Consider the following 24,447-nt stretch of genomic DNA (forward strand, 5'->3'; position numbering starts at 1 on the left):
CACAATGGATGGTGGCAACACGACTGTACGGCTGTTTGTCGCTTCCGCTGTATTGCAACGATCCGCTACGTTTGAGTTTAGGCTTGAACGCAGATTCCGCCGCTTGAACGCGATCCCCTGTAGGAGCGTGGCTTGCCCGCGAAGACGCCGTGTCAGTCGCCATCAATGTTGAATGACAGGACGCCTTCGCGGGCAAGCCACGCTCCTACAGGGTTCTGCGTTGATTCGACATCTTTATCAGAACAAGGAACACCGCTGTCATGAACGACGCCACGCACACGCAGCTCCGACCATTGACCGACACCTCGCCATCGGCCATCGTCGCCGGGTTTATCGCGATGATGACCGGTTACACCAGCTCTCTGGTGCTGATGTTCCAGGCAGGACAAGCGGCTGGCCTGACCAGCGGACAGATTTCGTCGTGGATCTGGGCGATCTCGATTGGCATGGCCGTGTGCTCGATTGGCCTGTCGTTGCGTTATCACACCCCCATCACGATTGCCTGGTCGACACCCGGTGCCGCGTTGCTGATCACCAGCCTGGGCGGTGTGAGTTACGGCGAGGCCATCGGCGCCTACATCACGTGTGCGGTGCTGGTGACCATCTGTGGCTTGACCGGCAGCTTCGAACGGCTGGTGAAGAAGATTCCGGCGTCCCTGGCTGCGGCGCTGCTGGCGGGGATTCTGTTCAAGATCGGCAGCGAGATTTTCGTCGCCGCCCAGCATCGCACCGGACTGGTGCTGGGCATGTTCTTCACCTATCTACTGGTCAAGCGCCTGTCGCCCCGTTATGCCGTATTGGCCGCGCTGTTGATCGGCACGGCTTTGTCCGGGTTCATGGGGCTGCTGGATTTCAGTGGTTTCCATCTGGAAGTGGCGACGCCGGTCTGGACCACGCCGCACTTTTCCCTGGCCGCGACCATCAGCATCGGCATTCCGCTGTTCGTGGTGGCCATGACCTCGCAGAACATGCCGGGCATCGCCGTCCTGCGCGCCGACGGTTATACCGTGCCGGCTTCACCGCTGATCACCACTACTGGCATCGCCTCGCTGCTACTGGCACCGTTCGGTTCCCACGGGATCAACCTCGCGGCTATCAGCGCAGCGATTTGCACCGGGCCGCATGCCCATGAAGATCGCAACAAGCGCTACACGGCCGCCGTCTGGTGCGGGATTTTCTACGGGATTGCCGGGGTATTCGGCGCGACGCTGGCGGCGCTGTTTGCCGCGTTGCCGAAGGAGTTGGTACTGTCGATTGCGGCGCTGGCGTTGTTCGGCTCGATCATCAATGGCTTGAGCATCGCAATGACCGAGGTGAAGGAACGTGAAGCGGCGTTGGTCACCTTTATGGTCACCGCGTCGGGGCTGACGCTGTTTTCCATCGGTTCGGCGTTCTGGGGGATTGTCGCGGGGGTGTTGACGCTGGTGATTTTGAATTGGCGTAAAAGCTAAAAGCACGCAGCCTCGTTGCACTCGACAGCTGCTACATGGAACGCGTTCACCCTGTAGGAGCTGTCGAGTGCAACGAGGCTGCGATCTCGCGCATAAAAAAACGGCGACCCTTGGGTCGCCGCTTCTTTTATGACATCAAGCTACCGGATTGATCGGCTTTTCCGGGTACCAGACGTCGATCAGCGGGCTGACGGTTGCTTCAGTCAGTTCGCTGCGGCCTTTGAGCCAGGCTTCAACAGCAGCACGCTGCTCTTCGGATACCGAGCCACGCTTCTGCAGGCAAACCAGACCGAAGTCGTCGCCGCCAACATAGCCCAGACCGTTGGCTTCCATGGCTTCTTTCAGGAACGCGTCGAGGAAAGCATCAATGGCTTCATCAGCCAAATCTTCTTTGAAATCCAGGTTCAGTTCGAAACCCAGCTCTTGAAATTCATCGACGCACAGTTTTTTGCGCAGACGCTGGGAACGGTTAGTCGCCATTGGAACAATCCTCAAAAGTAATAACGGGCGGCACTTTAGCAGTTTAAGCCACTAATTGCCCGACTCTCTGGGGTGCATGTCTGACCGCTGGTAAAAAAATAGCGGATTAGAGGGGTATGGCACGGCACACGACTTCAAGCCTTGGGGCATAATGCCGACACTTTCATGACCACTGAGGGATTTTATCGCCATGCCCTCGTTTTTTTCCCCCTCGCCTGTAGGGTTTTATTGCACATGATCAAGTCTTTACGTCCATTGCTGCTGGCCAGTTTCATTCTTCCTCTGGCCCTTTCCGTTTCCGCCGCCCCGGTCAACACCGCGCTCTCGCCCAACGTCGAAAAAGCCCTCAAGGCCAGTAAACTGCAAGACAGCGCCCTGTCGCTGGTAATGATCCCGCTCACCGGCCCAGGCACCCCGACCGTTTTCAACGCTGACGTCTCGGTCAATCCGGCCTCGACCATGAAGCTGGTCACCACGTATGCCGCGCTGGAAATGCTCGGCCCGAACCATCAGTGGAAAACCGAGTTCTACACCGACGGCACCCTCAGCGGCGGCATCCTCAACGGCAACCTCTACCTCAAGGGTGGCGGCGATCCTAAGCTGAACATGGAAAAACTCTGGCTGCTAATGCGCGATCTGCGCGCCAACGGTGTGACGCAAATCACCGGCGACCTGGTGCTAGACCGCAATTTTTTCACCCAACCGCAATTGCCCGAGTTCAATGATGATGGCAACGACGAGAACAAGCCGTTCCTGGTCAAGCCCGACTCGCTGATGGTCAACCTCAAGGCCCTGCGCTTTGTGGCGCGCAACGACAACGGCCGGGTGCTGGTGTCGGTGGAACCGCCGATTGCCAGCATCCGCATCGAAAACCAGGTCAAAGCCGTCAACTCCAAGCAATGCACCGGTGGCGTGCGTTACAACCCGGTGACCCAGGCCGATGGCAGCATGACCGTGACGGTCGGTGGCCAGTTGGGCGATGGCTGCAGCTCCCAGACGTACCTGTCGCTGCTTGACCACGCGACTTACACCGCTGGCGCTGTGCGGGCCATCTGGAAAGAACTGGGCGGCAGCATTCAGGGCAAGGATGTACTCGCGCCCACCCCAAGCGGTGCCAAATTGCTGGCCCGGGCTTACTCGCCGGACCTGGCGGAAATCATCCGCGACATCAACAAATACAGTAACAACACCATGGCTCAGCAACTGTTCCTGAGCCTGGGGCAGAAGTTCCGCACTGACGCAGACGGTGACGATGCCAAGGCCGCGCAGCGTGTGGTCCGTCAGTGGCTGGCGAAGAAAGGCATCACGGCGCCGCACCTGGTGATGGAGAACGGTTCCGGTCTGTCCCGCTCCGAACGCGTCAGCGCCCGTGAAATGGCAGCCATGCTGCAAGCGGCATGGCACAGCCCGTATGCCGCCGAGTTCATCAGCTCGATGCCGATTGCCGGCACCGACGGCACCATGCGCAAACGCCTGAAAACCACCGCGATGCGCGGCGAAGCCCACGTCAAGACGGGCACTCTGAACACCGTACGCGCCATCTCCGGCTTCAGCCGCGACGTCAATGGCAACACGTGGGCAGTGGTGGCGATCCTTAACGACAAGGCACCGTTTGGCGCGTCTTCGGTACTGGATCAGGTGCTACTGGACCTGTACCGTCAGCCGAAACTGCCAGATACGGCTTCGGTTCTATAACCCAGTCTAAAGAACACCAAAGATCAAATGTAGGAGCGGCGGTGCGACGATTCGACTTGCCCGCGAAGGCGGAACATCAGTCAACATTAATGTCGACTGACACTCCCTCATCGCGGGCAAGCCCGCTCCCACAAGGGTACGCGTCAGGTCTTAGCTTATCTGCGCCTCAACCCGATCCCGCCCAGCCAGCTTCGCCACATAAACCCCTGAGTCTGCCCGCAGCAACAGCGCATCCGCGCCCTCCCCGACACGCCGACTGGCAATCCCGAAACTCGCGGTGACGATCCCGACGCCGTCGATCGGTGAACTGCGCAGCGCTTGCCACAACTGCAAAGCCAGCACTTGAGCCTGCTCGCTGTCGGTGTCCGGGCAGAGCACCATGAATTCTTCACCCCCGAGGCGACAGAACACATCCGTGCGCCGCAGCCGATGACCGATACGCTCGCACACGGCCTGCAACACCCGATCACCCATGGCGTGGCCATGCTGGTCGTTGATGCGTTTAAAGTGGTCGATATCGAGCATGATCACCGACAACTCGCCCCCGCCACGTTGGACCCGAACCATTTCGGTGGTCAGGCGTTCCTGGAAATAGCGGCGGTTGTGGATCCCGGTCAGCGAGTCGGTGATCGACAGCGCGCGCAACTCTTCTTCCACTCGTTTCAAGTCGGAGATGTCGGAAATGTAGCCATGCCAGAGCACGCCGCCACCGGGCAATTCTTCAGGGGTCGCCTCACCACGAACCCAGCGCAGGCCGCGTATGGGCAACTGCACGCGGTATTCCTCGCGCCACGGGCTAAGGGTGTCCGCTGACGCCAGGATCGAAGCACGGACCCGGGTCGAGTCCTGTGGGTGAATGCGCGTGAAGATCGATTCGGCATCGAGCAGCAGCACATCCGGTTCGAGTTCGTAGATCTCACGAATCCCGTCGCTGGCATAGATCACACTGAAGCGACCGTCGAACTCCATCTTGAATTGATAGATGCCACCGGGCACATGGGCGCTGAGTTTTTTCAATAACACGTCCCGCGCCGCCAGTGCCTCATGGACGCGCTTGCGTTCGGTAATGTCGATGCAGATCGCCAGGTGACCGACCCACAGACCTTGCTCGTCGAGCACCGGGGTCGCGAGCATGTTCACCGCCAAATGGCTGCCATCGCGGCGCACCAGCGTCCACTCCCGCGCCTCGTGCCCGCCCTCTTCGCCCCCCTTGACCAACATCGCCTGACTGGTCGGAATCGGTTTGCCATACCGCGCACTCAACTCCGCCGCGCGCTCCACCAACTCCCGGCGCAAGTGCAGGTTTTCCAGGGTCCTGTGCCCCACGACCTCGACGCTGGCGTAACCCAGCATCTGCTCGGCACCGGCATTGAACGTATTGATGATCCCGCGCAGGTCGGTGGCGATGATCGCAACCTGAGTTGCCGCATTCAGCACTCCACGCAACTGGCCGTGAGCGCCACGTAGCTCCTGCTCGCGGGCACGTAATTCCTCGGTCCGCTGCTCCACCATTTTCAGCGCGCGCTGACGCTGACTGACCAACACGTACAACAACACACTGAGCAGCAGACTGAGCAACCCGCCCAGCACCATCAAGGTCTTCACCGAGGAATGGTTGGCTTTTATAAAGGCTTCGCTCGGCGTGATGTCGACTTGATAATCGTGATCGCCCAGTCGCAACAGCCGGCTCGCAGACAAATCACTGGCGGCCGGTACGTTGAAGGATTCAAAAAGTACTTCGTGTTGCTCGCCAACCGACAAGTCGAGAATGCGCACCGAGAGATAGTCGTGCATGGAATCCGGCAATCCATCTGCAAGCAACTGGCGCATGCTGATCACTGCCATGACATAACCGAAGGGTTTTACCCCCGCAGCGCTTGGCGTGTTGCGCAACATCACCGGCACCACCAGCAGCACGCCACGCGCATAGACCGGCTCGATACTGACCAGATGCATCGGCTGCGACACCGCCATAGTGCCCAGTCTGTCCGCCCGTTCAAGGGTGGATCGACGCATCGACTCGGTCAGCAAGTCGTAACCCAGCAGCGAGCCCAGTCGACTTTGCGCCTGGCTGTAAAGCACCGCTACATATTCATCGCGTTCAGCGGCCAATTGCAGTTGACCGTTGCCGTCAAGTTCACGAATGGTGAAGTCGCGCAATCCCTCGTCCCGCGCCTTGCGCTCGAATTCTGCACGCTCGGCACGCGTCACTCGCGCGGCGAATTCATAGGCTTGAGTCCGGTGCAACAGGGCTTGGGTGTAACCGTCGAACTCCTCGCGAGAGACCGAGCTGGAATTTGAGAAGAACCGGCGCAGGCCGTCGAGGCGCTGCTCCTGGTCTACGAAACGTTCTTCAATGCGGCTAAAACGCTCACTGGCCAGCAGCTGGAAGCGTTGCTTGAGTTGATGGTGGAATACATTGAGCGTTGACCAGGCCAGTATCCCCGTAAGAACACCACCCATAATCAATACCAGCAGCGCGACCAGCCAGGCCGAGGCATCTTCGCTGATAATACCCAGGATCCTGGGGCGCACGGCGTGCAACGACATAGACGCGACTCAAAACGCCAGGTGCGGGAAAACCCATTGGCCATGAGAAGTGTTATAGCTATTAGCCACTAATTTGACCAGCACTGAAAAATCCAAAGAGCCTTTAAAAATCAAGGCTCTGTGGATCCACCGTTTAGGTGTCAACGTGCGGTGATTTTCCAGGCACGGTGGATCTTGCCGTTACGGGCGAAATCCGGGTCGATGGTCTGGGCGGTGATTTCTTCAACGGCGTAACGCTCGGTGAGGTTTTCCTCAAGGGCGAACTTGCGGAAGTTGTTGGAGAAATACAACACGCCACCGGGTGCCAGACGCGCCATGGCCAAGTCGATCAACTGCACCTGGTCGCGTTGCACGTCGAAGATCCCTTCCATGCGCTTGGAGTTGGAGAACGTCGGCGGGTCGATGAAGATCAGGTCGTATTCGTCACGGCAGGCGTCGAGCCAGACCATCACATCGCCCTGCTCCAGACGGTTCTTGTCAGAGAAACCGTTCAGCGACAGATTACGTCGCGCCCAGTCCAGGTAGGTTTTCGACAGGTCGACACTGGTGGTGGTGCGTGCGCCGCCCTTGGCCGCGTGAACACTGGCCGTCGCGGTGTAGCAATACAGGTTGAGGAAGCGCTTGCCGGCCGCCTCTTTCTGAATGCGCATGCGCATCGGACGGTGATCGAGGAACAGCCCAGTGTCGAGATAGTCGGTGAGGTTGACCAGCAGCTTCACGCCACCTTCGTTGACCTCGACGAACTTGCCCTGCGCGGCCTGACGCTCGTACTGCTTGGTGCCGCTCTGACGCTCGCGACGCTTGACCACCACGCGGCTCCTGTCGATGTTCAGGGCCTGCGGAATCGCGGCCAGGGCATCGAACATGCGCGCCGAGGCTTTTTCCGGATCGATGGATTTCGGCGCCGCGTATTCCTGGACGTGGACCCAATCCTGATACAGGTCGATGGCCATGGAATATTCGGGCATGTCGGCATCGTAGACGCGATAGCAATCGATGCCTTCGCGCTTGACCCACTTGCCCAGTGCCTTGAGGTTTTTCTGCAGGCGGTTGGCAAACATCTGCCCGCCTTCGCTCAAGCGCGGTTGCTCGATCACCACCGGGGCCGGTTTGATCGGGTTGCCGTTCTTGTTGTACTTCTCGTACTTGCCCGGCACCACATCGTTGCCGGCGACTTCGACTTCCGCCTGCTCGCGCTCGACCTGGCGCTGTTCCGGGGTGCGACGCTCGCCCGTGACGAACTGGTCTGGCGTGACCTTGATCAGCAGCAACTTGCACGGCAGCGCGCCGTTCCAGAACGAATATTGTTTGTGGCTACGAATGCCCATGCGCTTGCCCAGGTCCGGCGCGCCGGTGAACACCGCGGCCTCCCAGTTCAGGCAGGCCTGACGCAGACGCTCGCCGAGGTTCTGATAGAGGTAGAGCAAGCTCGCCTCGTCACCCAGACGCTCGCCGTACGGAGGGTTGCAGATCACCAGGCCTTTCTGGTTCTGGTCCGGACGCGGCTCAAAGGTGCCGACTTCGCCTTGGTAGATCTTGATCCACTCGCTCAGGCCGGCACGTTCAACGTTGTTGCGGCCCGGTTGAATCAGGCGCGGGTCGGCTTCGTAACCGCGAATCCACAGTGGTGGCTTGGCCAACCCGGCCGCGCAACGCTCAGTGGCTTCTTCGTGAAGCTTTTTCCACAGTGCCGGGACGTGGCCCAGCCAATGGGTAAAGCCCCACTGCTCACGACGCAGGTTCGGTGCCATGTCGGCGGCAATCATCGCGGCTTCGACCAGGAACGTACCGACACCGCACATCGGGTCAGCCAGCGCGCCGCCTTCGGCCGCAATGCGTGGCCAACCGGAACGGATCAGGATCGCGGCCGCGAGGTTTTCCTTCAGCGGTGCCGCGCCTTGCTGCAAGCGATAACCACGCTGGTGCAGACTGTGACCCGACAGGTCGAGGGAAAGAATCGCTTCGCCACGGTCCAGGCGCAGGTGAATGCGCAGGTCCGGGTTGAGTTTATCGATCGACGGACGGTCGCCTTGCGGGGTGCGCAGTTTGTCGACGATGGCGTCTTTGACTTTCAAAGCGCCGAAGTGGGTGTTGTCGATACCCGAGCCATGGCCGCTGAACTCGACGGCCAGGGTACCGGCGTTGAGCATGTGGTCTTGCCACTCGATGTCCAGTACGCCGTGGTACAGGTCTTCGGCATCCTTCATCGGGAAACGCTTGAGCACCAGCAACACCCGGTTCGCCAGACGCGACCACAGGCACAGGCGATAAGCGGTTTCCATGGTCGCCATGCCGCGCACGGCAGAGGTGTGCTCACGCGCTTCTTCAAGGCCAAGCCCGACGGCTTCCTCGATCAGCAGGCCTTCAAGGCCTTTGGGGCAAGTGAGGAAGATTTCGAATTGATCGGACATTGGATTTTCAAAGCCTTTAGCTAAGTGAACCGGCAACGCATTGCCGGCCCGGATTTCAATCAGGCGCTTTTCTAAAAGAGCGCCCGCGTGGCACGAAGGTGTGCCGTCCCACCAGTGCTGCTCAGGTTAGAAGAGCTTAGATGCACAGGCAGATAAAAAAGTTGATGCAACAAAATGTCACAAGTCGACCCTTCGTCGAATAATGCTCCCACGCAACAGAAGTCATTCTCACTAAGGATTAACCCCATCATCCTGCGGGGGGCCGATCATACAGGGCTTTACCAACAAACACGGGGCAAACATCGTGTTACTTATCGCCATAGCATCTTTATCGTTACGTCCTTATGACAAAACGATCATTCCCTCGATGTGACGCATTGGTTAGAACTCAATACAGGTTGACGCCGCAACGACGTCAACACCTTGGCTCGCGACGCCGGCAGCGGGCCCCAACGGCAGAGTTTTTTTCTGCCAGACCTCGATTGAGGTCTACGCGATGAATACAGTCAACAAGTGAGGGCAACACCCTATGAGAAGACTTAAGCGTGATCCGTTGGAAAGAGCATTTTTGCGCGGATATCAATATGGCGTTGGTGGCAAATCCCGTGAGCTTTGCCCATTTACTCTACCGTCAGTACGCCAAGCCTGGATTAACGGCTGGCGCGAGGGACGCGGCGACAACTGGGACGGTATGACCGGCACTGCGGGAATCCACAGACTCAACGAACTTCACGCCGTCGGCAATTAATTACAGGGCCTAACACTCCGACACGAAAATCTGATGACTGACTGAATTAACCACGCACGTCCCATCCGGACGGCGGGCTTCGGCCCAGGGGCTCCTTCGAGGAGCCCTTTTTTATGCCTGCTCTCTGGCTAAACACAATCCTTTGTTGGAGCCCGGCTTGCCGGCGACAGCGATCTCAAGGACGCCATCGCCGGCAAGCCGGGCTCCTACAGGGGTTTAGCGCAGTGCTGCGATGGCGTCTACCGACTCACGAATCAACGCCGGGCCTTTGTAGATAAAGCCGGAGTAGATCTGCACCAGGCTCGCACCCGCCGCGATTTTCTCGGCCGCGTGTTTGCCTTCGGTGATGCCGCCCACGGCGATGATCGGCAAGCGACCCGCCAGTTCCGCCGCCAGCACTCTTACGGTGTTAGTGCTCTTGTCGCGAACCGGTGCGCCGGACAGGCCACCCGCCTCGTCACCGTATTCCATGCCTTCGACGCCAACGCGGCTCAGGGTGGTGTTGGTGGCGATCACCGCGTCCATCCCGGTTTCAATCAGCGCTTGTGCGACTTGTGCGGTTTCTTCGTCGGTCATGTCCGGCGCGATCTTGATCGCCAGCGGGACATGTTTGCCGTGGCGCAACGCCAGTTCTGCGCGGCGCGTGGCCAGGTCAGCGAGCAACTGCTTGAGCGAATCACCGAATTGCAGGCTGCGCAGGCCCGGGGTGTTGGGCGAACTGACGTTGACCGTCACGTAGCTGGCGTGGGCATAAACCTTGTCCAGGCAGATCAGGTAATCGTCGACCGCGCGCTCAACCGGAGTGTCGAAGTTCTTGCCGATGTTGATGCCCAGCACGCCTTTGTACTTGGCCGCCGCCACGCGGGCCAACAGGTGATCGACGCCAAGGTTATTGAACCCCATGCGGTTGATGATCGCCTCGGCTTCCGGCAGACGGAAAATCCGTGGTTTCGGGTTGCCCGGCTGCGGGCGCGGGGTGATGGTGCCGATTTCGACAAAACCAAAACCCAATTGAGCGAATCCGTCGATGGCCGCGCCGTTCTTGTCCAGACCGGCCGCCAAACCCACCGGGTTCGGGAAATCCAGGCCCATGACCGACACCGGCATTTTCGCCGGGGCCTTGCACAACAAGCCGTTGAGGCCCAAACGCCCGCCCGCGCCGATCAGGTCCAGGGACAGATCGTGGGAGGTTTCCGGGGAAAGTTTGAACAACATCTGACGGGCCAGGGTGTACATGGGCGGGTTTGACTCTGGGCTGAAAAGTGGCGGCAATTATAGCCGGGCATCGGGTTGCAGGCGAGGCGCGCGATGAAATCAGCTTGCGATGGCATATGCCTTGCACCGTCACCGGTATCAGCACTCATGCCAACGGCGCAATGGGTCGCAAGACAAAGGCGTCGTCACTGGGCCTTGCTCTGGCAAGCAGCCCGTGGCGGCGTTTTTTTTAAAAAGGTGCTTATTGATGATTGAAGTTCCAGCCAACCCTCTGGCCTGGGTCAATGGCAGCGATGCCCCGGAAAAGACCGATATCAATCTCGGTTTCATGGCCTTGAGCGACTGCGCCTCGGTCGTAGTCGCCGCGACTCAGGGGTTTGCCCAGCCCTACGGCCTGACCCTGAACCTCAAGCGCCAGTCGTCCTGGGCCAACCTGCGGGACAAACTGGTCAGCGGCGAACTTGACGCCGCCCACAGCCTGTACGGCCTGATTTATGCGGTTCACCTGGGCATCGGCGGCGTGGTCTCGACCGACATGGCCGTGCTGATGGGCCTGAACCAGAACGGCCAGAGCATCAATCTCTCCCACGGTTTGCAGGCCTTGGGCGTGACCAGTCCTGAAGCACTCGGCCGCCACGTGCACCAAACTCGCTCAAAACTCACCTTCGCCCAGACATTTCCCACCGGCACCCACGCCATGTGGCTGTATTACTGGCTGGCGAGTCAGGGCATCCACCCGTTGCAGGATGTCGACAGCGTGGTGGTGCCGCCGCCGCAAATGGTCGCGCACCTGCAAGCCGGACGTATCGATGGTTTTTGCGTGGGTGAGCCGTGGTCCGCCAGCGCGGTGCAGCAGAATCTCGGCTTTACCCTGGCGACGTCTCAGACCATTTGGCCCGATCACCCGGAAAAAGTCCTCGGCTGCACTCGTGCGTTTGTCGAGCAATACCCCAACACCGCGCGAGCCTTGGTGATGGCGATTCTGGAAGCCAGCCGGTTCATCGAGCAAAACCCTGAAAACCGCCGCAGCACCGCACAACTATTGAGCGCGCCCGACTACCTCGACGCGCCCCTCGACTGCATCGAGCCGCGCCTGCTGGGCGATTACGCTGACGGGCTGGGCAATCGCTGGCAGGACCCGCACGCGCTGCGTTTCCATGCCGGCGGCGAGGTCAATGTGCCGTACCTGTCCGACGGTATGTGGTTCATGACTCAGTTCCGGCGCTGGGGATTGTTGCGTGACGATCCGGATTACCTCGACGTGGCCCGTCAGGTTCAGCAACTGGATCTGTACCGTGAGGCCGCCACCGCCGTCGGTGTCGCAGCCAGTGGGCAGCAAATGCGCAGCAGCCAGTTGATCGACGGCAAAGTCTGGGACGGCTCCGATCCGTCCGGCTATGCCCGCAGCTTCAAGTTGCACGCCCTGAGCGACAGCTCGCAACGATTCGCTCACCGCTGACAGGAGACTGCAAACATGCTGCGTATCCTGCTGATCAACGATACCGCGAAGAAAGTCGGCCGCCTCAAAGCCGCCCTGACCGAAGCCGGGTTTGAGGTGATCGATGAGTCGGGTCTGACCATCGACCTGCCCGAACGCGTCGAAATGGTGCGTCCGGACGTGATTCTGATCGATACCGAGTCACCGAGCCGCGATGTGATGGAGCAAGTAGTGCTGGTGACCCGCGACCAACCACGGCCGATCGTCATGTTTACCGATGAACATGACCCCGGCGTGATGCGTCAGGCGATCCAGTCCGGGGTCAGTGCCTACATCGTCGAAGGTATTCACGCACAACGCTTGCAGCCGATTCTCGACGTGGCCATGGCACGGTTTGAAAGTGACCAGGCGTTACGCGCTCAGCTTCATGCCCGCGACCAACAACTGGCCGAACGCAAGCGCATCGAGCTGGCCAAGGGGTTGCTGATGAAGATGAAAAACTGCAATGAGGAAGAGGCCTACACCCTGATGCGCCGCCAGGCCATGAGCCGGCAGCAGAAGCTGATCCAGGTTGCAGAGCAGATCATAGCCATGAGTGAGTTGCTTGGATAACTCGATCATTGTGGCGAGGGGGCTTGCCCCCGTTGGGTGGCGAAGCCGCCCCATGCATTCCCTCAGGCATACCCTGCACACAGGTCTTGCGACGGCTTCGCCGCCGGACGGGGCGATGCGGCGTTCCGACAAGCCCCCTCGCCACAAAAGCAGATTGTTGGCACAGATCTGGCTAAGTAATCACCACAGGTAACCAACGGCGGTTGCCCCACCTACGACAAAGACGTCGCTCACCCCATTTGCCTCTGGCGAATCGGGTGGCGGCGTTTTTTCGTTTTGGCCCCACAGCCCGGGGCCGGTGGTGCGGCCCCTAGGCGCCCCACCTGTTAGCTCATGACTCCTTCTCGAGACTCTTCACAGCTGAGGTGCGCGATGAATTCAAGCTTCTGGAAATCTGGCCATACGCCGACACTGTTTGCGGCCTTCCTCTACTTCGACCTGAGTTTCATGGTCTGGTACCTGCTCGGCCCGTTGGCCGTACAGATCGCCGCCGACCTGCACCTGACCACCCAACAGCGCGGGCTGGTAGTGGCGACGCCAATTCTGGCCGGTGCCGTACTGCGCTTTATCATGGGCATGCTGGCGGATCGTCTGTCGCCAAAAACTGCTGGGCTGATTGGCCAGGTAATCGTTATCTGCGCGCTGTTCGGCGCCTGGAAACTCGGGATTCACAGTTACGAACAAGCGCTGGTCCTTGGCTTGTTCCTTGGCATGGCCGGTGCGTCCTTCGCCGTCGCCCTGCCGCTGGCCTCGCAATGGTATCCGCCGCAACATCAGGGCAAAGCCATGGGCATTGCCGGCGCTGGCAACTCGGGCACGGTGCTCGCCGCGCTGATCGCCCCGGTATTGGCGGCCGCTTTCGGCTGGAGCAACGTGTTCGGCTTCGCCCTGATCCCGCTGATCCTGACCCTGATCGTCTTCGCCTGGCTGGCGAAAAACGCACCTGAGCGACCGAAAGCCAAGTCCATGGCCGACTACTTCAAAGCCCTGGGCGACCGCGACAGCTGGTGGTTCATGTTTTTCTACAGCGTGACCTTCGGCGGCTTCATCGGCCTGGCCAGCGCCCTGCCCGGCTACTTCAACGACCAATACGGCCTGAGCCCGGTCACGGCCGGTTACTACACGGCGGCCTGCGTATTTGGCGGCAGCCTGATGCGTCCATTGGGCGGTGCACTGGCGGACCGTTTCGGCGGTATTCGCACGTTGCTGGCGATGTACACGGTGGCGGCAATCTGTATCTCGGTGGTGGGTTTCAATCTGCCGAGTTCCTACGCGGCACTGGCGCTTTTCGTCTGCACCATGCTCGGGTTGGGCGCAGGTAACGGCGCGGTTTTCCAATTAGTGCCGCAGCGCTTTCGTCGGGAGATCGGTGTGATGACTGGCTTGATCGGCATGGCCGGCGGTATCGGTGGCTTCGCGCTGGCGGCAGGTATGGGCGCGATCAAGCAAAGCACTGGCAGCTATCAACTGGCCTTGTGGTTGTTCGCCAGCCTCGGCGTTCTGGCCTGGTTCGGTCTGCACGGGGTGAAACGTCGCTGGAGAACTACCTGGGGTTCGGCTGCCGTGACGGCAGCTCGGGTCTGAGCCCTCGATGAGCCTGCAACTGAGCTTTGCCCAAGCCAGCGCCACCGGCCCGCGGGAGGAAAATCAGGATGCCCTGCGCCTGGTGACGCCGGCCCCGGCGTTGGCGGTCAGCAAGGGGTACTTGTTCGCCATTGCCGACGGGGTCAGCCAATGCGCCGACGGCGGGCTCGCGGCCCGTTCGACCTTGCAGGCCCTGGCGCTGGACTATTACGCCACCCCGCAAACCTGGGGCGTCGCCCAAGCATTGGACCGCTTGCTGCTGGCGCAAAACCGCTGGTTGCAGGCCAACGGTGGCGGACAACCGTTGCTGACCACCGTCAGTGCTTTGGTCATGCGCGGCAGGCGTTTTACCCTGGCCCATGTAGGAGATTGCAGGGTGTATCGCTGGCACGCGGACCAGTTGCAGCGCGTCAGTGAGGATCATGTCTGGGACCAACCGGGCATGCAGCATGTGCTCAAGCGTGCGCTGGGGCTGGATCAACATCTGGTGCTGGATTTTCTCGATGGCGAATTGCGCCTGAATGAGAGTTTCGTGCTGCTCAGCGACGGCGTTTGGGCGGTGTTGGGCGACACCGCCATTGCCGCTATTCTGCGAGATCAGCCCGATCTGGACAGCGCGGCACAGACCCTGGTGAATGCCGCGCATCTGGCCGGCAGTCAGGACAATGCCAGCGCCCTGCTGGTGCGGGTCGATGCCTTGGGTGAAACAAGCATTGGCGATGCGCTGATGCATTTACAACAATGGCCACTACCCCCCACGCTGAAACCCGGTCAATCCTTCGAAGGCTGGCACGTCGAAGGCGTACTCGGCCACAGCCAACAGTCACTGCTTTACCGGGTTCGCGACGGGCAACAACAACCCTGGCTGTTGAAAACCTTGCCCGCTGCGCTACGCGACGATCACCTGGCGGGGCAAGCGCTGCTTTCGGAAGAGTGGTTTCTAAAACGCGTGGCGGGACGGCACTTCCCTGAGGTCCATGCCGCCAGTCAGCGTCAGCATTTGTACTACGTGATGCGCGAATATTCCGGATCTACGCTGGCAGAACTGCATACGGCTGTAGGACCCATACCGCTTGTGCAATGGCTGGATCTGGCCGAACGCCTGCTACGGGCGGTCGGCATGCTGCATCGACGGCAGATTCTGCACCGCGATATCAAACCGGAAAACCTGCTGCTGGGTGACGACGGCGAGTTGCGCCTGCTGGATTTCGGCCTCGCGTATTGCGCCGGCCTGTCGGAGGATCAACCTTCTGCGCTGCCTGGAACGCCCAGTTACATTGCACCGGAAGCCTTTCGCGGAGATGCACCGACCCCGCAACAGGATCTGTACGCGGTTGGCGTGACGCTGTACTTCCTGCTGACCGGGCATTATCCCTACGGTGAAATCGAAGCGTTCCAGCGACCCCGGTTCGGTGTACCGGTCAGTGCCAGTCGTTATCGGCCGGACTTGCCGGAGTGGATTGCGCAATGCCTGGAACGCGCCGTCGCGGCAGATCCGCTTCAGCGCTTTGAAACGGCGGAGGAATGGCTGCTGCTTCTGGAACAAGGCGAGCGCCGCAGTTTGAGCGTGCGGCCCAGACCGCTACTGGAACGCGAACCGCTGAAGGTCTGGCGGACAATGGCGCTGGTGTCGTTGTTGTTGAATCTGGTGCTGCTGGTTCTTGTATTTCATGGCTGACACAGATCCCTTGTAGCAGCTGGCGAAGCCTGCGTTCGACTGCGAAGCAGTCATAAACCCTGTATGCAGGGTGTACCTGGCACACCATGTCGCCTGAAATTGCGACTGCTACGCAGCCGAACGCAGGCTTCGCCAGCTGCTACAGAGACCGCGCCAATTGCGGGCATCGTGCATTGATTCGGTGCGAAAACGCTCCTTTCACATTCCAGGTCTTCGACCGAACCCAATAAACCCGGCCACCTGAAGCACTTGGCACAACCACTGCATTACCCTTTTCACTACACATAAAGCCCGGCCTTCAACGACGAAGGTTGCGCTTCCCGAGAGAACGGGACCAGGACAAAGGCGTCCTCGCTAGGCAACTAGCGGGACGCCTTTTTTTGTTTGCGCAAAATTTGTCGAGCCAGACCTGAAGCCCTGATGAGGCGGGTCGGAGCTCCCCGGAGAACCTGATGAAAAAACTAAAACTGGTGATGATCGGCAACGGCATGGCCGGGGTTCGAACCCTGGAAGAACTGCTCAAGCTGAGCAACGAGCTCTACGACATCACGGTCTTCGGCGCCGAACCCCATACCAACTACAACCGCATCCTGCTGTCGCCGGTACTGGCCGGTGAGCAGACGTTCGAAGAGATCGTGCTCAACGACCTCGACTGGTACCTGGACAACAACATCAAACTGTTGCTCAACCGCAAAGTGGTGGAGATCGACCGGGTCAAACGCCGGGTCATCGCCGAAGACGGCAGCGAGGCTGAATACGATCGTCTGCTGATCGCCACCGGCTCGACCCCATTCATTCTGCCAATCCCCGGCAACACTCTGGAGGGTGTGATCGGTTACCGCGACATCGCAGACACTCAGGCCATGATCAACACCGCCAAAACCCACAAGCACGCCGTCGTCATCGGCGGTGGCTTGCTCGGTCTGGAAGCCGCCAATGGCCTGATGTTGCGCGGCATGCACGTCACCGTGGTGCACATCGGCGAATGGCTGCTGGAGCGGCAACTCGACAAGACCAGCGGCCAGTTGCTGCAAACCGCCCTTGAAGCACGCGGCCTGCACTTTCGCCTGTGCGAGCAAACCCAGGCGCTGCACGATGCGGGCAGTGGCCGGGTCGGCTCGGTTGAATTCAAGAACGGTGACATCATTCCCGCCGACCTGGTGGTGATGGCCGCCGGCATTCGCCCCAACACCGAACTCGCGGAAAAATCCGGCATCCCCTGCAACCGGGGGATTCTGGTCAACGACACGATGCAAACCTACGACCCACGGGTCTACGCCATCGGTGAATGCGCCAGCCATCGCGGCATCGCCTACGGCCTCGTTGCGCCACTGTTCGAGCAAGCCAAGGTTTGCGCCAATCACCTCGCACAATTGGGCTTCGCACGCTATCAGGGCTCGGTGACGTCGACCAAATTGAAAGTCACCGGCATTGACCTGTTCTCCGCCGGCGACTTCATGGGCGGCGAAGGCACGGAAACCATCACCCTCTCCGACCCGATTGGCGGCGTCTACAAAAAACTGGTGATCAAGGATGACGTTTTGGTCGGCGCCTGTCTGTACGGCGATACGGCAGATGGCGGTTGGTATTTCCGGCAGATTCGTGAGAATCACGCCATTGGCGAGATCCGCGATCACCTGATGTTCGGCGAAAACGCGCTCGGCGATGTAGGACATCAAGGCCAGGATAAAGCCATGAGCATGGCCGACACCGCCGAAGTCTGCGGCTGCAACGGCGTGTGCAAAGGCACTATCGTCAAAGCGATTCAGGAACATGGGCTGTTCAGTGTCGACGAGGTCAAGAAACACACCAAGGCGGCCAGCTCCTGCGGCTCCTGCGCCGGTCTCGTCGAGCAGATCCTGATCAACACCGTGGGCGGCGCGGCAGACGTCAAACCGAAAAGCGAAAAAGCCATCTGCGGTTGCAGCGACCTCAACCACGGGCAAATCCGCCAGGCCATCCGCGATCAGCATTTACTGACGATCGCCGGGACCATCAGCTACTTGAACTGGCGCACCCCGAACGGCTGCGCTACCTGCCGCCCAGCGCTCAACTACTACCTGATTTCTACCTGGCCGGGCGAAGCCAAGGATGACCCGCAGTCGCGCCTGATCAACGAACGCGCCCACGCCAACATTCAGAAAGACGGCACCTACTCGGTTGTCCCGCGGATGTGGGGCGGTGTGACCAACCCTTCGGAATTGCGCCGCATCGCCGACGTCGCCGACAAGTACAACGTGCCGATGGTCAAGGTCACCGGCGGTCAGCGTATCGACTTGCTGGGGATCAAGAAACAGGATTTGCCGGGCGTCTGGAAGGACCTCGACATGCCGTCCGGCCATGCCTACGGCAAATCCATCCGCACCGTGAAGACCTGCGTCGGCAGCGAGTTCTGCCGTTTCGGCACGCAGAATTCCACGCAGTTGGGCATCGAACTGGAGCATGACCTGTTCAACATGTGGTCGCCGCACAAAGTGAAACTGGCGGTCTCCGGTTGCCCACGCAACTGCTCGGAAGCGGGCATCAAGGACGTAGGCATTATCGGTGTCGACTCCGGTTGGGAGATGTACATCGGTGGCAATGGCGGGATTAAAACCGAAGTCGCCGAGTTCTTCGTCAAATTGAAAACCGCTGAAGAAGTGCGCGAATACAACGGCGCGTTCCTGCAGCTCTATCGCGAAGAAGCCTTCTACCTCGAACGTACCGTGCATTACCTGCAACGGGTCGGCATGGACCACATCAAGAAAGCCGTGCTGGAAGACCCGGAGCGACGCAAGGCGCTCAATGATCGCCTGCAATTCTCTCTGTCGTTCGAACAGGATCCGTGGAAAGAACGCCTGGAACAGCCGCTACTGAAAAAAGAATTCGACGTCATTCCCGTGAAAAACCTGGAGGTGCTGGCATGAACTGGCTGGATATCTGCGCACTGGAAGAAATCAACGCCTTGGGTTCACGGATCATCGTCGGCCCCAAAGGTGACATCGCGATTTTTCGTACCAGCGACGATGAGGTTTTCGCCCTCGACGACCGCTGCCCGCACAAGGGCGGGCCGCTGTCCCAAGGCTTGATCTACGGCAAGCGTGTGGCCTGCCCGCTGCACAACTGGCAGATCGATCTGGAAAGCGGCGAAGCCCTGGCCCCGGACATCGGCTGCGCCCATCACCACCCGGCGCGGGTCGAAAATGGCCGAGTAATGCTGGCCCTGCGGGACGCAGGCTGATGGACCGCCAGATCACCGCGTCCACCTGCTGCTATTGCGGGGTCGGCTGCGGGGTGCTGATCGAGCATGACGGCGAGCGCATCCTCGGCGTCAGCGGCGATCCGGCGCACCCGGCCAACTTCGGCAAGTTGTGCAGCAAGGGATCAACCCTGCATTTGACCGGCGACTTGACGGCGCGGGCGTTGTACCCCGAACTGCGCCTCGGCAAAGGCCTGGCGCGTGGCCGCACCGACTGGGACACCGCCCTCGATCACGCCGCCAGCGTTTTCGCCCAAACCATTGCCGAGCACGGCCCGGACAGCGTGGCATTCTACATTTCCGGGCAGTTGCTGACCGAGGACTACTACGCCTTCAACAAACTGGCGCGAGCGCTGGTGGGCACCAATAACATCGACAGCAATTCGCGGCTGTGCATGTCGTCGGCGGTGGTCGGCTATAAACGCAGCCTGGGCGCCGATGCGCCGCCGTGCAGCTATGAAGACCTGGAGTTGAGCGACTGCGTGATGATCGTCGGCAGCAACATGGCCTACGCCCATCCGGTACTGTTTCGCCGCCTGGAAGAAGCCAAATTGCGCCGCCCACAGATGAAAGCCATCGTCATCGATCCGCGTCGTACCGACACCTGCGATTTGGCTGACCTGCACCTGGCGATTCTTCCGGGGACCGATGTCGCCTTGTTCCATGGGATTTTGCACCTGCTGCTGTGGGAAGACTGGATCGACCGCGACTACATCAAGGCCCATACCGAAGGCCTGGCCGAGTTGAAGAGTCTGGTGCGCGATTACACACCGCAGATGGTGTCGCAGCTGTGCGGAATCAGCAGTGAACAACTGCAGCAATGCGCCGAGTGGGTCGGTACTTCACCAAGTTTCCTGTCGTTGTGGTGCATGGGGCTGAACCAGTCCACCGCCGGTAGCGCAAAAAACAGCGCACTGATCAATTTGCACCTGGCAACCGGGCAAATTGGCCGTCCGGGGGCAGGACCTTTCTCGTTGACCGGTCAGCCAAATGCCATGGGCGGGCGCGAAACTGGCAGTCTGTCCAACCTGCTGCCGGGTCATCGCGACGCCGCCAATGCGCAGCACCGTACAGAGGTGGCGACTTATTGGGGCGTTGATCACCTGCCAGAAAACCCGGGGCTGAGCGCCATCGAGTTGTTTGAGCAGGTGGGTAGCGGAAAGATCAAAGCCTTATGGATCGCGTGTACCAACCCCGCGCAGTCCCTTCCCGATCAGACTGCCGTGCGCGCTGCTTTGGAGACTTGTCCGTTCGTGGTGCTGCAAGAGGCTTTCCGCACCACCGAAACCGCTGCGTTCGCCGATCTGCTGCTGCCCGCCGCTAGTTGGGGTGAAAAAGACGGCACGGTCACCAACTCCGAGCGACGTATTTCCCACGTCCGCCGGGCGATCATCGCACCCGGTGAAGCGCGTTCGGACTGGGCTATCACGGTGGATTTCGCACAGCGTCTGGAGAAACGTCTGCGCCCGGAAGCGCCCAGCCTGTTTGCCTTTGAAACCCCGGCGCAGGTTTTCGACGAATACAAACAGCTGACGCGCGGCCGCGATCTGGATTTGTCTGGAATCAGCCACGCGCTGATCGACAAAATCGGTCCGCAACAATGGCCTTTTCCTACGGGTTCCAGCGCAGGCACCGCCCGGTTGTATCTGGACGGTATTTTCCCGACCGTCAGTGGCCGCGCGCAGTTCGTGGCAGATCCGTATCGCGCCGCCAAGGAACAACGGGATGCACGCTTCCCGCTGACGTTGATCACCGGTCGCCTGCGCGATCAATGGCACGGTATGAGCCGCACCGGCACCGCCGCGCAGCTGTTCGGACATGTCAGCGAAGCCGTGTTGGGCCTGCACCCCGATGAACTGCGCCGGCATCGCCTGCAATCCGGTGATCTGATCAGCCTGAAAAGCCGCCGCGGCGCAGTGATCGTGCCGGTCGCCAGTGATGACAGCGTGCGTCCGGGCCAAGCCTTTTTGCCGATGCATTTTGGTGACCGTTTTCTGAAGGGTGGCGTAAACACGCTCACGCTCCCCGCCTTCGACCCGTTGTCGAAACAACCGGAGCTGAAACACAGCGGCGTGCGCCTCGAACCGGTCCAACTGCCTTGGCACCTTTTCGCGCTGATAGAGGGCGATGTCCAACAGCACTTTGAGACTCTACGACCCCTCTGCGAGACATTTTCCTACGTCAGCCTCAGCCTTGCCGGCCGTGAGCGCCCTGCGCTGCTAATACGCGCTGCCAGTCCCACCGCGCCAGATCCGCAACTGCTACGGGAAATCGATCAATGCCTGGGGCTCAATGACGGCCCGGTCCTGGCCTACGACGACCCACGACGCTCCATCGGTAAGCGGGTGCGGATCGAGAACGGCCGGATCACTACGATCCGTTTGGCGGGTGAAACCCTCGCCCGACACTGGCTGCAGAACCTCTGGCTCGAAGGTCGCGCCGATGAACAGCTACGGCGTTGGCTGCTCGCGCCACTAAGTGCCCCGCCGGGCCAGGTCGATGCCGAAGCGACCGGCAACAAAACCCTGTGCAACTGCAAAAACGTCAGCCAAAACGCGGTCTGCGCCGGCATTCGTCGTGGCCTGGACTTGCAGGGGTTGAAACAAGAATTGGGTTGCGGCACGCAATGCGGTTCCTGCGTCCCGGAAATCAAGCGTTTGCTGGCCGCCACCGCGCAGCCGCAAGCCGCCATCTCGTGAGGAAAACACTATGAGCGCAAAAGTCTGGCTGGTGGGTGCGGGTCCCGGTGACCCTGAATTACTGACGCTCAAAGCTGTTCGGGCATTGAGAGAAGCGGATGTGGTGCTGATCGACGATCTGGTCAACGACGCGGTGCTGGAGCACTGCTGCGGCGCGAGGATTATTCCTGTGGGTAAGCGCGGTGGCTGTCGCTCTACTCCGCAAGAATTCATTCATCGTTTGATGTTGCGTTATGCCCGTCACGGCAAATGCGTGGTTCGGCTCAAGGGTGGCGACCCGTGCATCTTCGGGCGTGGTGGTGAAGAAGCACAGTGGTTGCGCGAACGTGGTGTCGAGGTTGAACTGGTCAATGGCATCACTGCCGGGCTGGCTGGCGCGACGCAATGCGATATTCCGCTAACCCTGCGCGGCGTGGCACGAGGGGTAACGCTGGTCACCGCCCACACTCAGGATGGCAGCAGCCTTAACTGGCAGGCGCTGGCCCAAGGTGGCACGACACTGGTGATTTACATGGGTGTGGCGAAGCTCAGCGAGATCCGTGAGCAACTGCTGGCTGGTGCAATGGCAGCCGATACGCCGGTAGCGATGATTGAAAATGCATCGTTGCCGCATCAAAGGGAATGCCGGAGCAGCTTAAAGGCGATGGAAGAAGATGCCTGTGCCTTCGAACTGAAAAGCCCGGCCATCCTGGTGATTGGCGCGGTCGCGGCCTGTGCGACTCGATCCCTGTGGGAGCACGGCTTGCCTGCGATGACGGCGGATCAATCAGCGTAAAGCTGCCTGAATCACTCCATTTCACCAAATCGCAGACAAAGAAAAGCCCGGCCTAAGCCGGGCTTTTCTCAGAGCTGTGCGCTAATTACTTAGCGTTAGCTTCAACCTGCGCTTCTACGCGACGGTTTACAGCACGACCTTCAGCGGTATCGTTGCTAGCAACTGGGCGGGATTCGCCGTAGCCAACAGACTGAACGCGCGACGATTCAACACCGTACTGGTTGGTCAGAACTTGCTTAACGGCGTTTGCACGACGCTCGGACAGTTTCTGGTTGTAAGCGTCAGGACCGACGTTGTCAGTGTGACCTTCAACAGTAGTGCTGGTGGCTGGGTACTGCTTCATGAAATCAGCCAGGTTCTTGATGTCAGCGTAGCTGTTTGGCTGGACTACCGACTTGTCGAAGGCGAATTTCACGTCCAGCTCAACACGAACAACTTCAGCAACTGCCGGGCAGCCATCAGCGTCAACAGTTACGTTGGCTGGGGTGTCTGGGCACTTGTCAACGTTGTCGCACACGCCATCGTTGTCGCTGTCGGAGCAAACTTCTGGAGCTGGAGCTGCAGCAACTGGCTTGTTGCCGCCACCGAAGTTCACGCCCAGGCCGATGGAAGGAATGTAGTCCCAACGGCCGTTGTCCAGCTTGTAGTCAGCTTCTACGCCAGCACGGGCGTAGACGTTTTCCACGAAGTAGTACTTCAGGCCAGCGCCAGCAGTCAGGAAAGTCGACTGGTCACGACCGCTGTGGCCGTTAGCTTTAACGTTGGTCATGCTGCCGTGCTTAACACCACCTTGAACGTAAGGACGCAGAGCGTCGCCAGCGTTGTTGAAGTGGTATTGAGTGTTCAGACCGAAGCTGTCGCCTTCGATTTTCTGATTGCCAGTGTTGTTGTCCGAACGGGTGTAGTCTTCAGCGTTGTAGGTGAAGTTCACCGATACATCGTCGGTCAAGAAGTAACCGATGGAGGCGCCAGGAGTGTAACCGTCTTCAACGTCGTTAACGCTGTCGTTGTACTTTTTCCCGTAGTTAAGCTCGCCTTCAAAAGCGCCTTGGCCTTGTGCCAGAACGCCGAAAGAAGTAGCGGCAATAAGAGTACCAATGGCCAAGCCCAAGGTGTTTTTCAGTTTCATCCGTTAAATCCCCATCTGGTGATTGTAAAGCAGTCCCTCAAACCGGGGGACAACTCGGCGGCTAGTCTATCAGAACTAGCCTACACGTAAGAGATATTTGCGCTGAACTAAGTTTCAGCACTGTCTGCAAATTTCTCACGCAATTTATCAAGAGCGCGTTTGTACCGCATTTTTGTTGCACTCAATCCCATATGCATAATATCCGCGATCTCCTGAAATTCCAGCTCTGCGACAAATCGTAGCACCAAAATTTCACGGTCAATCGGGTTTACATACACAAGCCAGCGATCAAGTCCACCCTTATCCTCAGGTTTCGGCATCTTTTCTTCAGATGCTTCCTCGAGGGGGTCCAGACTTAAAGCGTCCATCAAGCGACGCTTTCGCCGTTCCTTCCGATACTGTGTGATGCATTCGTTATACGTGATGCTATATAGCCACGTCTTGAACTTCGATTTCCCTTCAAAGTTCTTCAAGCCATACAGCACCTTCAGCATCACTTCCTGACAGACATCGTCTGCGTCGCGATCGTTCCCAAGGTATCGGGCACAGACATTAAATAATGTTCGCTGGTAACGCCGCATCAGTTCTTCATATGCACGCGTTACGTGAAACAGCTCGGTATGCGAGCGCGCGACCAACTCCTCATCAGAGAGCTCGCGGGGGTCGTAGCGCGTGGAGAGCGATTGAGCTTTATTCAAAACAAGTCGGGCCGACAGTCAGGTCAATGTCCGCCGCAGCCCTTTC

17 protein-coding genes are annotated in these 24,447 nt (G+C 59.5%); 11 read left to right on the forward strand and 6 right to left on the reverse strand.

The annotated features are described in order from the left end of the window. Window positions 1-260 precede the first annotated feature (260 nt). Window positions 261-1,451 carry a benzoate/H(+) symporter BenE family transporter gene (locus tag ACWGZX_RS04710; protein WP_452627474.1) on the forward strand — a complete coding sequence of 397 codons (1,191 nt, stop codon included), beginning with the start codon at window positions 261-263 and terminating at the stop codon, window positions 1,449-1,451. Window positions 1,452-1,586: 135 nt separating this feature from the next. Here the strand turns inward: ACWGZX_RS04710 and ACWGZX_RS04715 are convergent, their stop codons facing one another. Beyond that, complete coding sequence (locus ACWGZX_RS04715; RefSeq protein ID WP_007896965.1) at window positions 1,587-1,931, reverse strand: YggL family protein; 345 nt, start codon at window positions 1,929-1,931, stop codon at window positions 1,587-1,589. Window positions 1,932-2,165: 234 nt separating this feature from the next. Here ACWGZX_RS04715 and dacB point away from each other — a divergent pair, with 234 nt between their 5' ends. After that, complete coding sequence (dacB, locus tag ACWGZX_RS04720; protein ID WP_452627475.1) at window positions 2,166-3,626, forward strand: D-alanyl-D-alanine carboxypeptidase/D-alanyl-D-alanine endopeptidase; 1,461 nt, start codon at window positions 2,166-2,168, stop codon at window positions 3,624-3,626. Between the two features lie 150 nt (window positions 3,627-3,776). On the opposite strand, the gene ACWGZX_RS04725 is transcribed toward dacB, so the two are convergent. Both ACWGZX_RS04725 and rlmKL read right to left on the reverse strand, forming a co-directional pair. Further along, the gene (locus tag ACWGZX_RS04725) at window positions 3,777-6,176 is read right to left on the reverse strand and encodes a sensor domain-containing diguanylate cyclase (protein WP_452627476.1); all 2,400 of its coding nucleotides are present in this window, start codon (window positions 6,174-6,176) and stop codon (window positions 3,777-3,779) included. Between the two features lie 140 nt (window positions 6,177-6,316). Further along, window positions 6,317-8,587 carry a bifunctional 23S rRNA (guanine(2069)-N(7))-methyltransferase RlmK/23S rRNA (guanine(2445)-N(2))-methyltransferase RlmL gene (rlmKL, locus tag ACWGZX_RS04730; RefSeq protein ID WP_452627477.1) on the reverse strand — a complete coding sequence of 757 codons (2,271 nt, stop codon included), beginning with the start codon at window positions 8,585-8,587 and terminating at the stop codon, window positions 6,317-6,319. 529 nt (window positions 8,588-9,116) lie between these two features. Between rlmKL and rmf the strand changes: the two genes are divergently transcribed. Continuing rightward, window positions 9,117-9,335 (forward strand): ribosome modulation factor, encoded by a 219-nt coding sequence (gene rmf, locus ACWGZX_RS04735; protein ID WP_007948532.1) that lies wholly within the window; start codon window positions 9,117-9,119, stop codon window positions 9,333-9,335. Between the two features lie 216 nt (window positions 9,336-9,551). On the opposite strand, the gene ACWGZX_RS04740 is transcribed toward rmf, so the two are convergent. Beyond that, window positions 9,552-10,571, reverse strand: coding sequence for a quinone-dependent dihydroorotate dehydrogenase (locus tag ACWGZX_RS04740; protein WP_452627478.1), 1,020 nt, complete (start codon window positions 10,569-10,571; stop codon window positions 9,552-9,554). A gap of 226 nt (window positions 10,572-10,797) precedes the next feature. Here ACWGZX_RS04740 and ACWGZX_RS04745 point away from each other — a divergent pair, with 226 nt between their 5' ends. The 8 genes from ACWGZX_RS04745 to cobA all read left to right on the forward strand — a co-directional run bounded on the left by ACWGZX_RS04745 (window position 10,798) and on the right by cobA (window position 22,574). Then, a complete protein-coding gene (locus ACWGZX_RS04745; protein WP_452627479.1) occupies window positions 10,798-12,009 on the forward strand; it encodes a CmpA/NrtA family ABC transporter substrate-binding protein in 1,212 nt (403 codons plus the stop codon). Between the two features lie 15 nt (window positions 12,010-12,024). Further along, window positions 12,025-12,600, forward strand: coding sequence for an ANTAR domain-containing response regulator (locus ACWGZX_RS04750; RefSeq protein ID WP_223516712.1), 576 nt, complete (start codon window positions 12,025-12,027; stop codon window positions 12,598-12,600). Window positions 12,601-12,972: 372 nt separating this feature from the next. Beyond that, window positions 12,973-14,184 carry a nitrate/nitrite transporter gene (locus tag ACWGZX_RS04755; protein ID WP_452627480.1) on the forward strand — a complete coding sequence of 404 codons (1,212 nt, stop codon included), beginning with the start codon at window positions 12,973-12,975 and terminating at the stop codon, window positions 14,182-14,184. A gap of 7 nt (window positions 14,185-14,191) precedes the next feature. Then, window positions 14,192-15,862, forward strand: a complete 1,671-nt coding sequence (locus ACWGZX_RS04760) for a protein kinase domain-containing protein (protein ID WP_452627481.1) — start codon at window positions 14,192-14,194, stop codon at window positions 15,860-15,862. Window positions 15,863-16,314: 452 nt separating this feature from the next. Continuing rightward, entirely contained in the window at window positions 16,315-18,768 is a 2,454-nt protein-coding gene (gene nirB / locus ACWGZX_RS04765; RefSeq protein WP_452627482.1) for a nitrite reductase large subunit NirB, read from the forward strand. Beyond that, window positions 18,765-19,082 (forward strand): nitrite reductase small subunit NirD, encoded by a 318-nt coding sequence (gene nirD, locus ACWGZX_RS04770; RefSeq protein ID WP_452627483.1) that lies wholly within the window; start codon window positions 18,765-18,767, stop codon window positions 19,080-19,082. Before nirB ends, nirD begins: the two co-directional genes overlap by 4 nt. Next, on the forward strand, window positions 19,082-21,799 hold the full coding sequence (locus ACWGZX_RS04775) for a nitrate reductase (protein WP_452627484.1): 2,718 nt from the start codon (window positions 19,082-19,084) through the stop codon (window positions 21,797-21,799). Before nirD ends, ACWGZX_RS04775 begins: the two co-directional genes overlap by 1 nt. Before the next feature lie 10 nt (window positions 21,800-21,809). Next, a complete protein-coding gene (gene cobA, locus ACWGZX_RS04780; protein ID WP_452627485.1) occupies window positions 21,810-22,574 on the forward strand; it encodes a uroporphyrinogen-III C-methyltransferase in 765 nt (254 codons plus the stop codon). An 85-nt stretch (window positions 22,575-22,659) separates the two neighbouring features. On the opposite strand, the gene ACWGZX_RS04785 is transcribed toward cobA, so the two are convergent. Further along, window positions 22,660-23,703: an OmpA family protein gene (locus tag ACWGZX_RS04785; RefSeq protein WP_452627486.1), complete on the reverse strand. Its 1,044-nt coding sequence runs from the start codon at window positions 23,701-23,703 to the stop codon at window positions 22,660-22,662. A gap of 107 nt (window positions 23,704-23,810) precedes the next feature. Further along, on the reverse strand, window positions 23,811-24,401 hold the full coding sequence (gene sigX / locus ACWGZX_RS04790; protein WP_223516727.1) for an RNA polymerase sigma factor SigX: 591 nt from the start codon (window positions 24,399-24,401) through the stop codon (window positions 23,811-23,813). Between the last annotated feature and the right edge of the window lie 46 nt (window positions 24,402-24,447).

Source organism: Pseudomonas sp. CLCA07 (genome assembly GCF_053615335.1).

Coding starts and splice junctions, on each gene's coding strand:
- rmf (WP_007948532.1), top strand. CDS start 9,117: ATGAGAAGACTTAAGCGTGATCCGTTGGAAAGAGCATTTTTGCGCGGA.
- cobA (WP_452627485.1), top strand. CDS start 21,810: ATGAGCGCAAAAGTCTGGCTGGTGGGTGCGGGTCCCGGTGACCCTGAA.
- ACWGZX_RS04740 (WP_452627478.1), bottom strand. CDS start 10,571: ATGTACACCCTGGCCCGTCAGATGTTGTTCAAACTTTCCCCGGAAACC.
- ACWGZX_RS04760 (WP_452627481.1), top strand. CDS start 14,192: ATGAGCCTGCAACTGAGCTTTGCCCAAGCCAGCGCCACCGGCCCGCGG.
- ACWGZX_RS04750 (WP_223516712.1), top strand. CDS start 12,025: ATGCTGCGTATCCTGCTGATCAACGATACCGCGAAGAAAGTCGGCCGC.
- ACWGZX_RS04755 (WP_452627480.1), top strand. CDS start 12,973: ATGAATTCAAGCTTCTGGAAATCTGGCCATACGCCGACACTGTTTGCG.
- ACWGZX_RS04775 (WP_452627484.1), top strand. CDS start 19,082: ATGGACCGCCAGATCACCGCGTCCACCTGCTGCTATTGCGGGGTCGGC.
- rlmKL (WP_452627477.1), bottom strand. CDS start 8,587: ATGTCCGATCAATTCGAAATCTTCCTCACTTGCCCCAAAGGCCTTGAA.
- ACWGZX_RS04710 (WP_452627474.1), top strand. CDS start 261: ATGAACGACGCCACGCACACGCAGCTCCGACCATTGACCGACACCTCG.
- ACWGZX_RS04745 (WP_452627479.1), top strand. CDS start 10,798: ATGATTGAAGTTCCAGCCAACCCTCTGGCCTGGGTCAATGGCAGCGAT.
- ACWGZX_RS04725 (WP_452627476.1), bottom strand. CDS start 6,176: ATGTCGTTGCACGCCGTGCGCCCCAGGATCCTGGGTATTATCAGCGAA.
- nirD (WP_452627483.1), top strand. CDS start 18,765: ATGAACTGGCTGGATATCTGCGCACTGGAAGAAATCAACGCCTTGGGT.
- ACWGZX_RS04715 (WP_007896965.1), bottom strand. CDS start 1,931: ATGGCGACTAACCGTTCCCAGCGTCTGCGCAAAAAACTGTGCGTCGAT.
- ACWGZX_RS04785 (WP_452627486.1), bottom strand. CDS start 23,703: ATGAAACTGAAAAACACCTTGGGCTTGGCCATTGGTACTCTTATTGCC.
- nirB (WP_452627482.1), top strand. CDS start 16,315: ATGAAAAAACTAAAACTGGTGATGATCGGCAACGGCATGGCCGGGGTT.
- dacB (WP_452627475.1), top strand. CDS start 2,166: ATGATCAAGTCTTTACGTCCATTGCTGCTGGCCAGTTTCATTCTTCCT.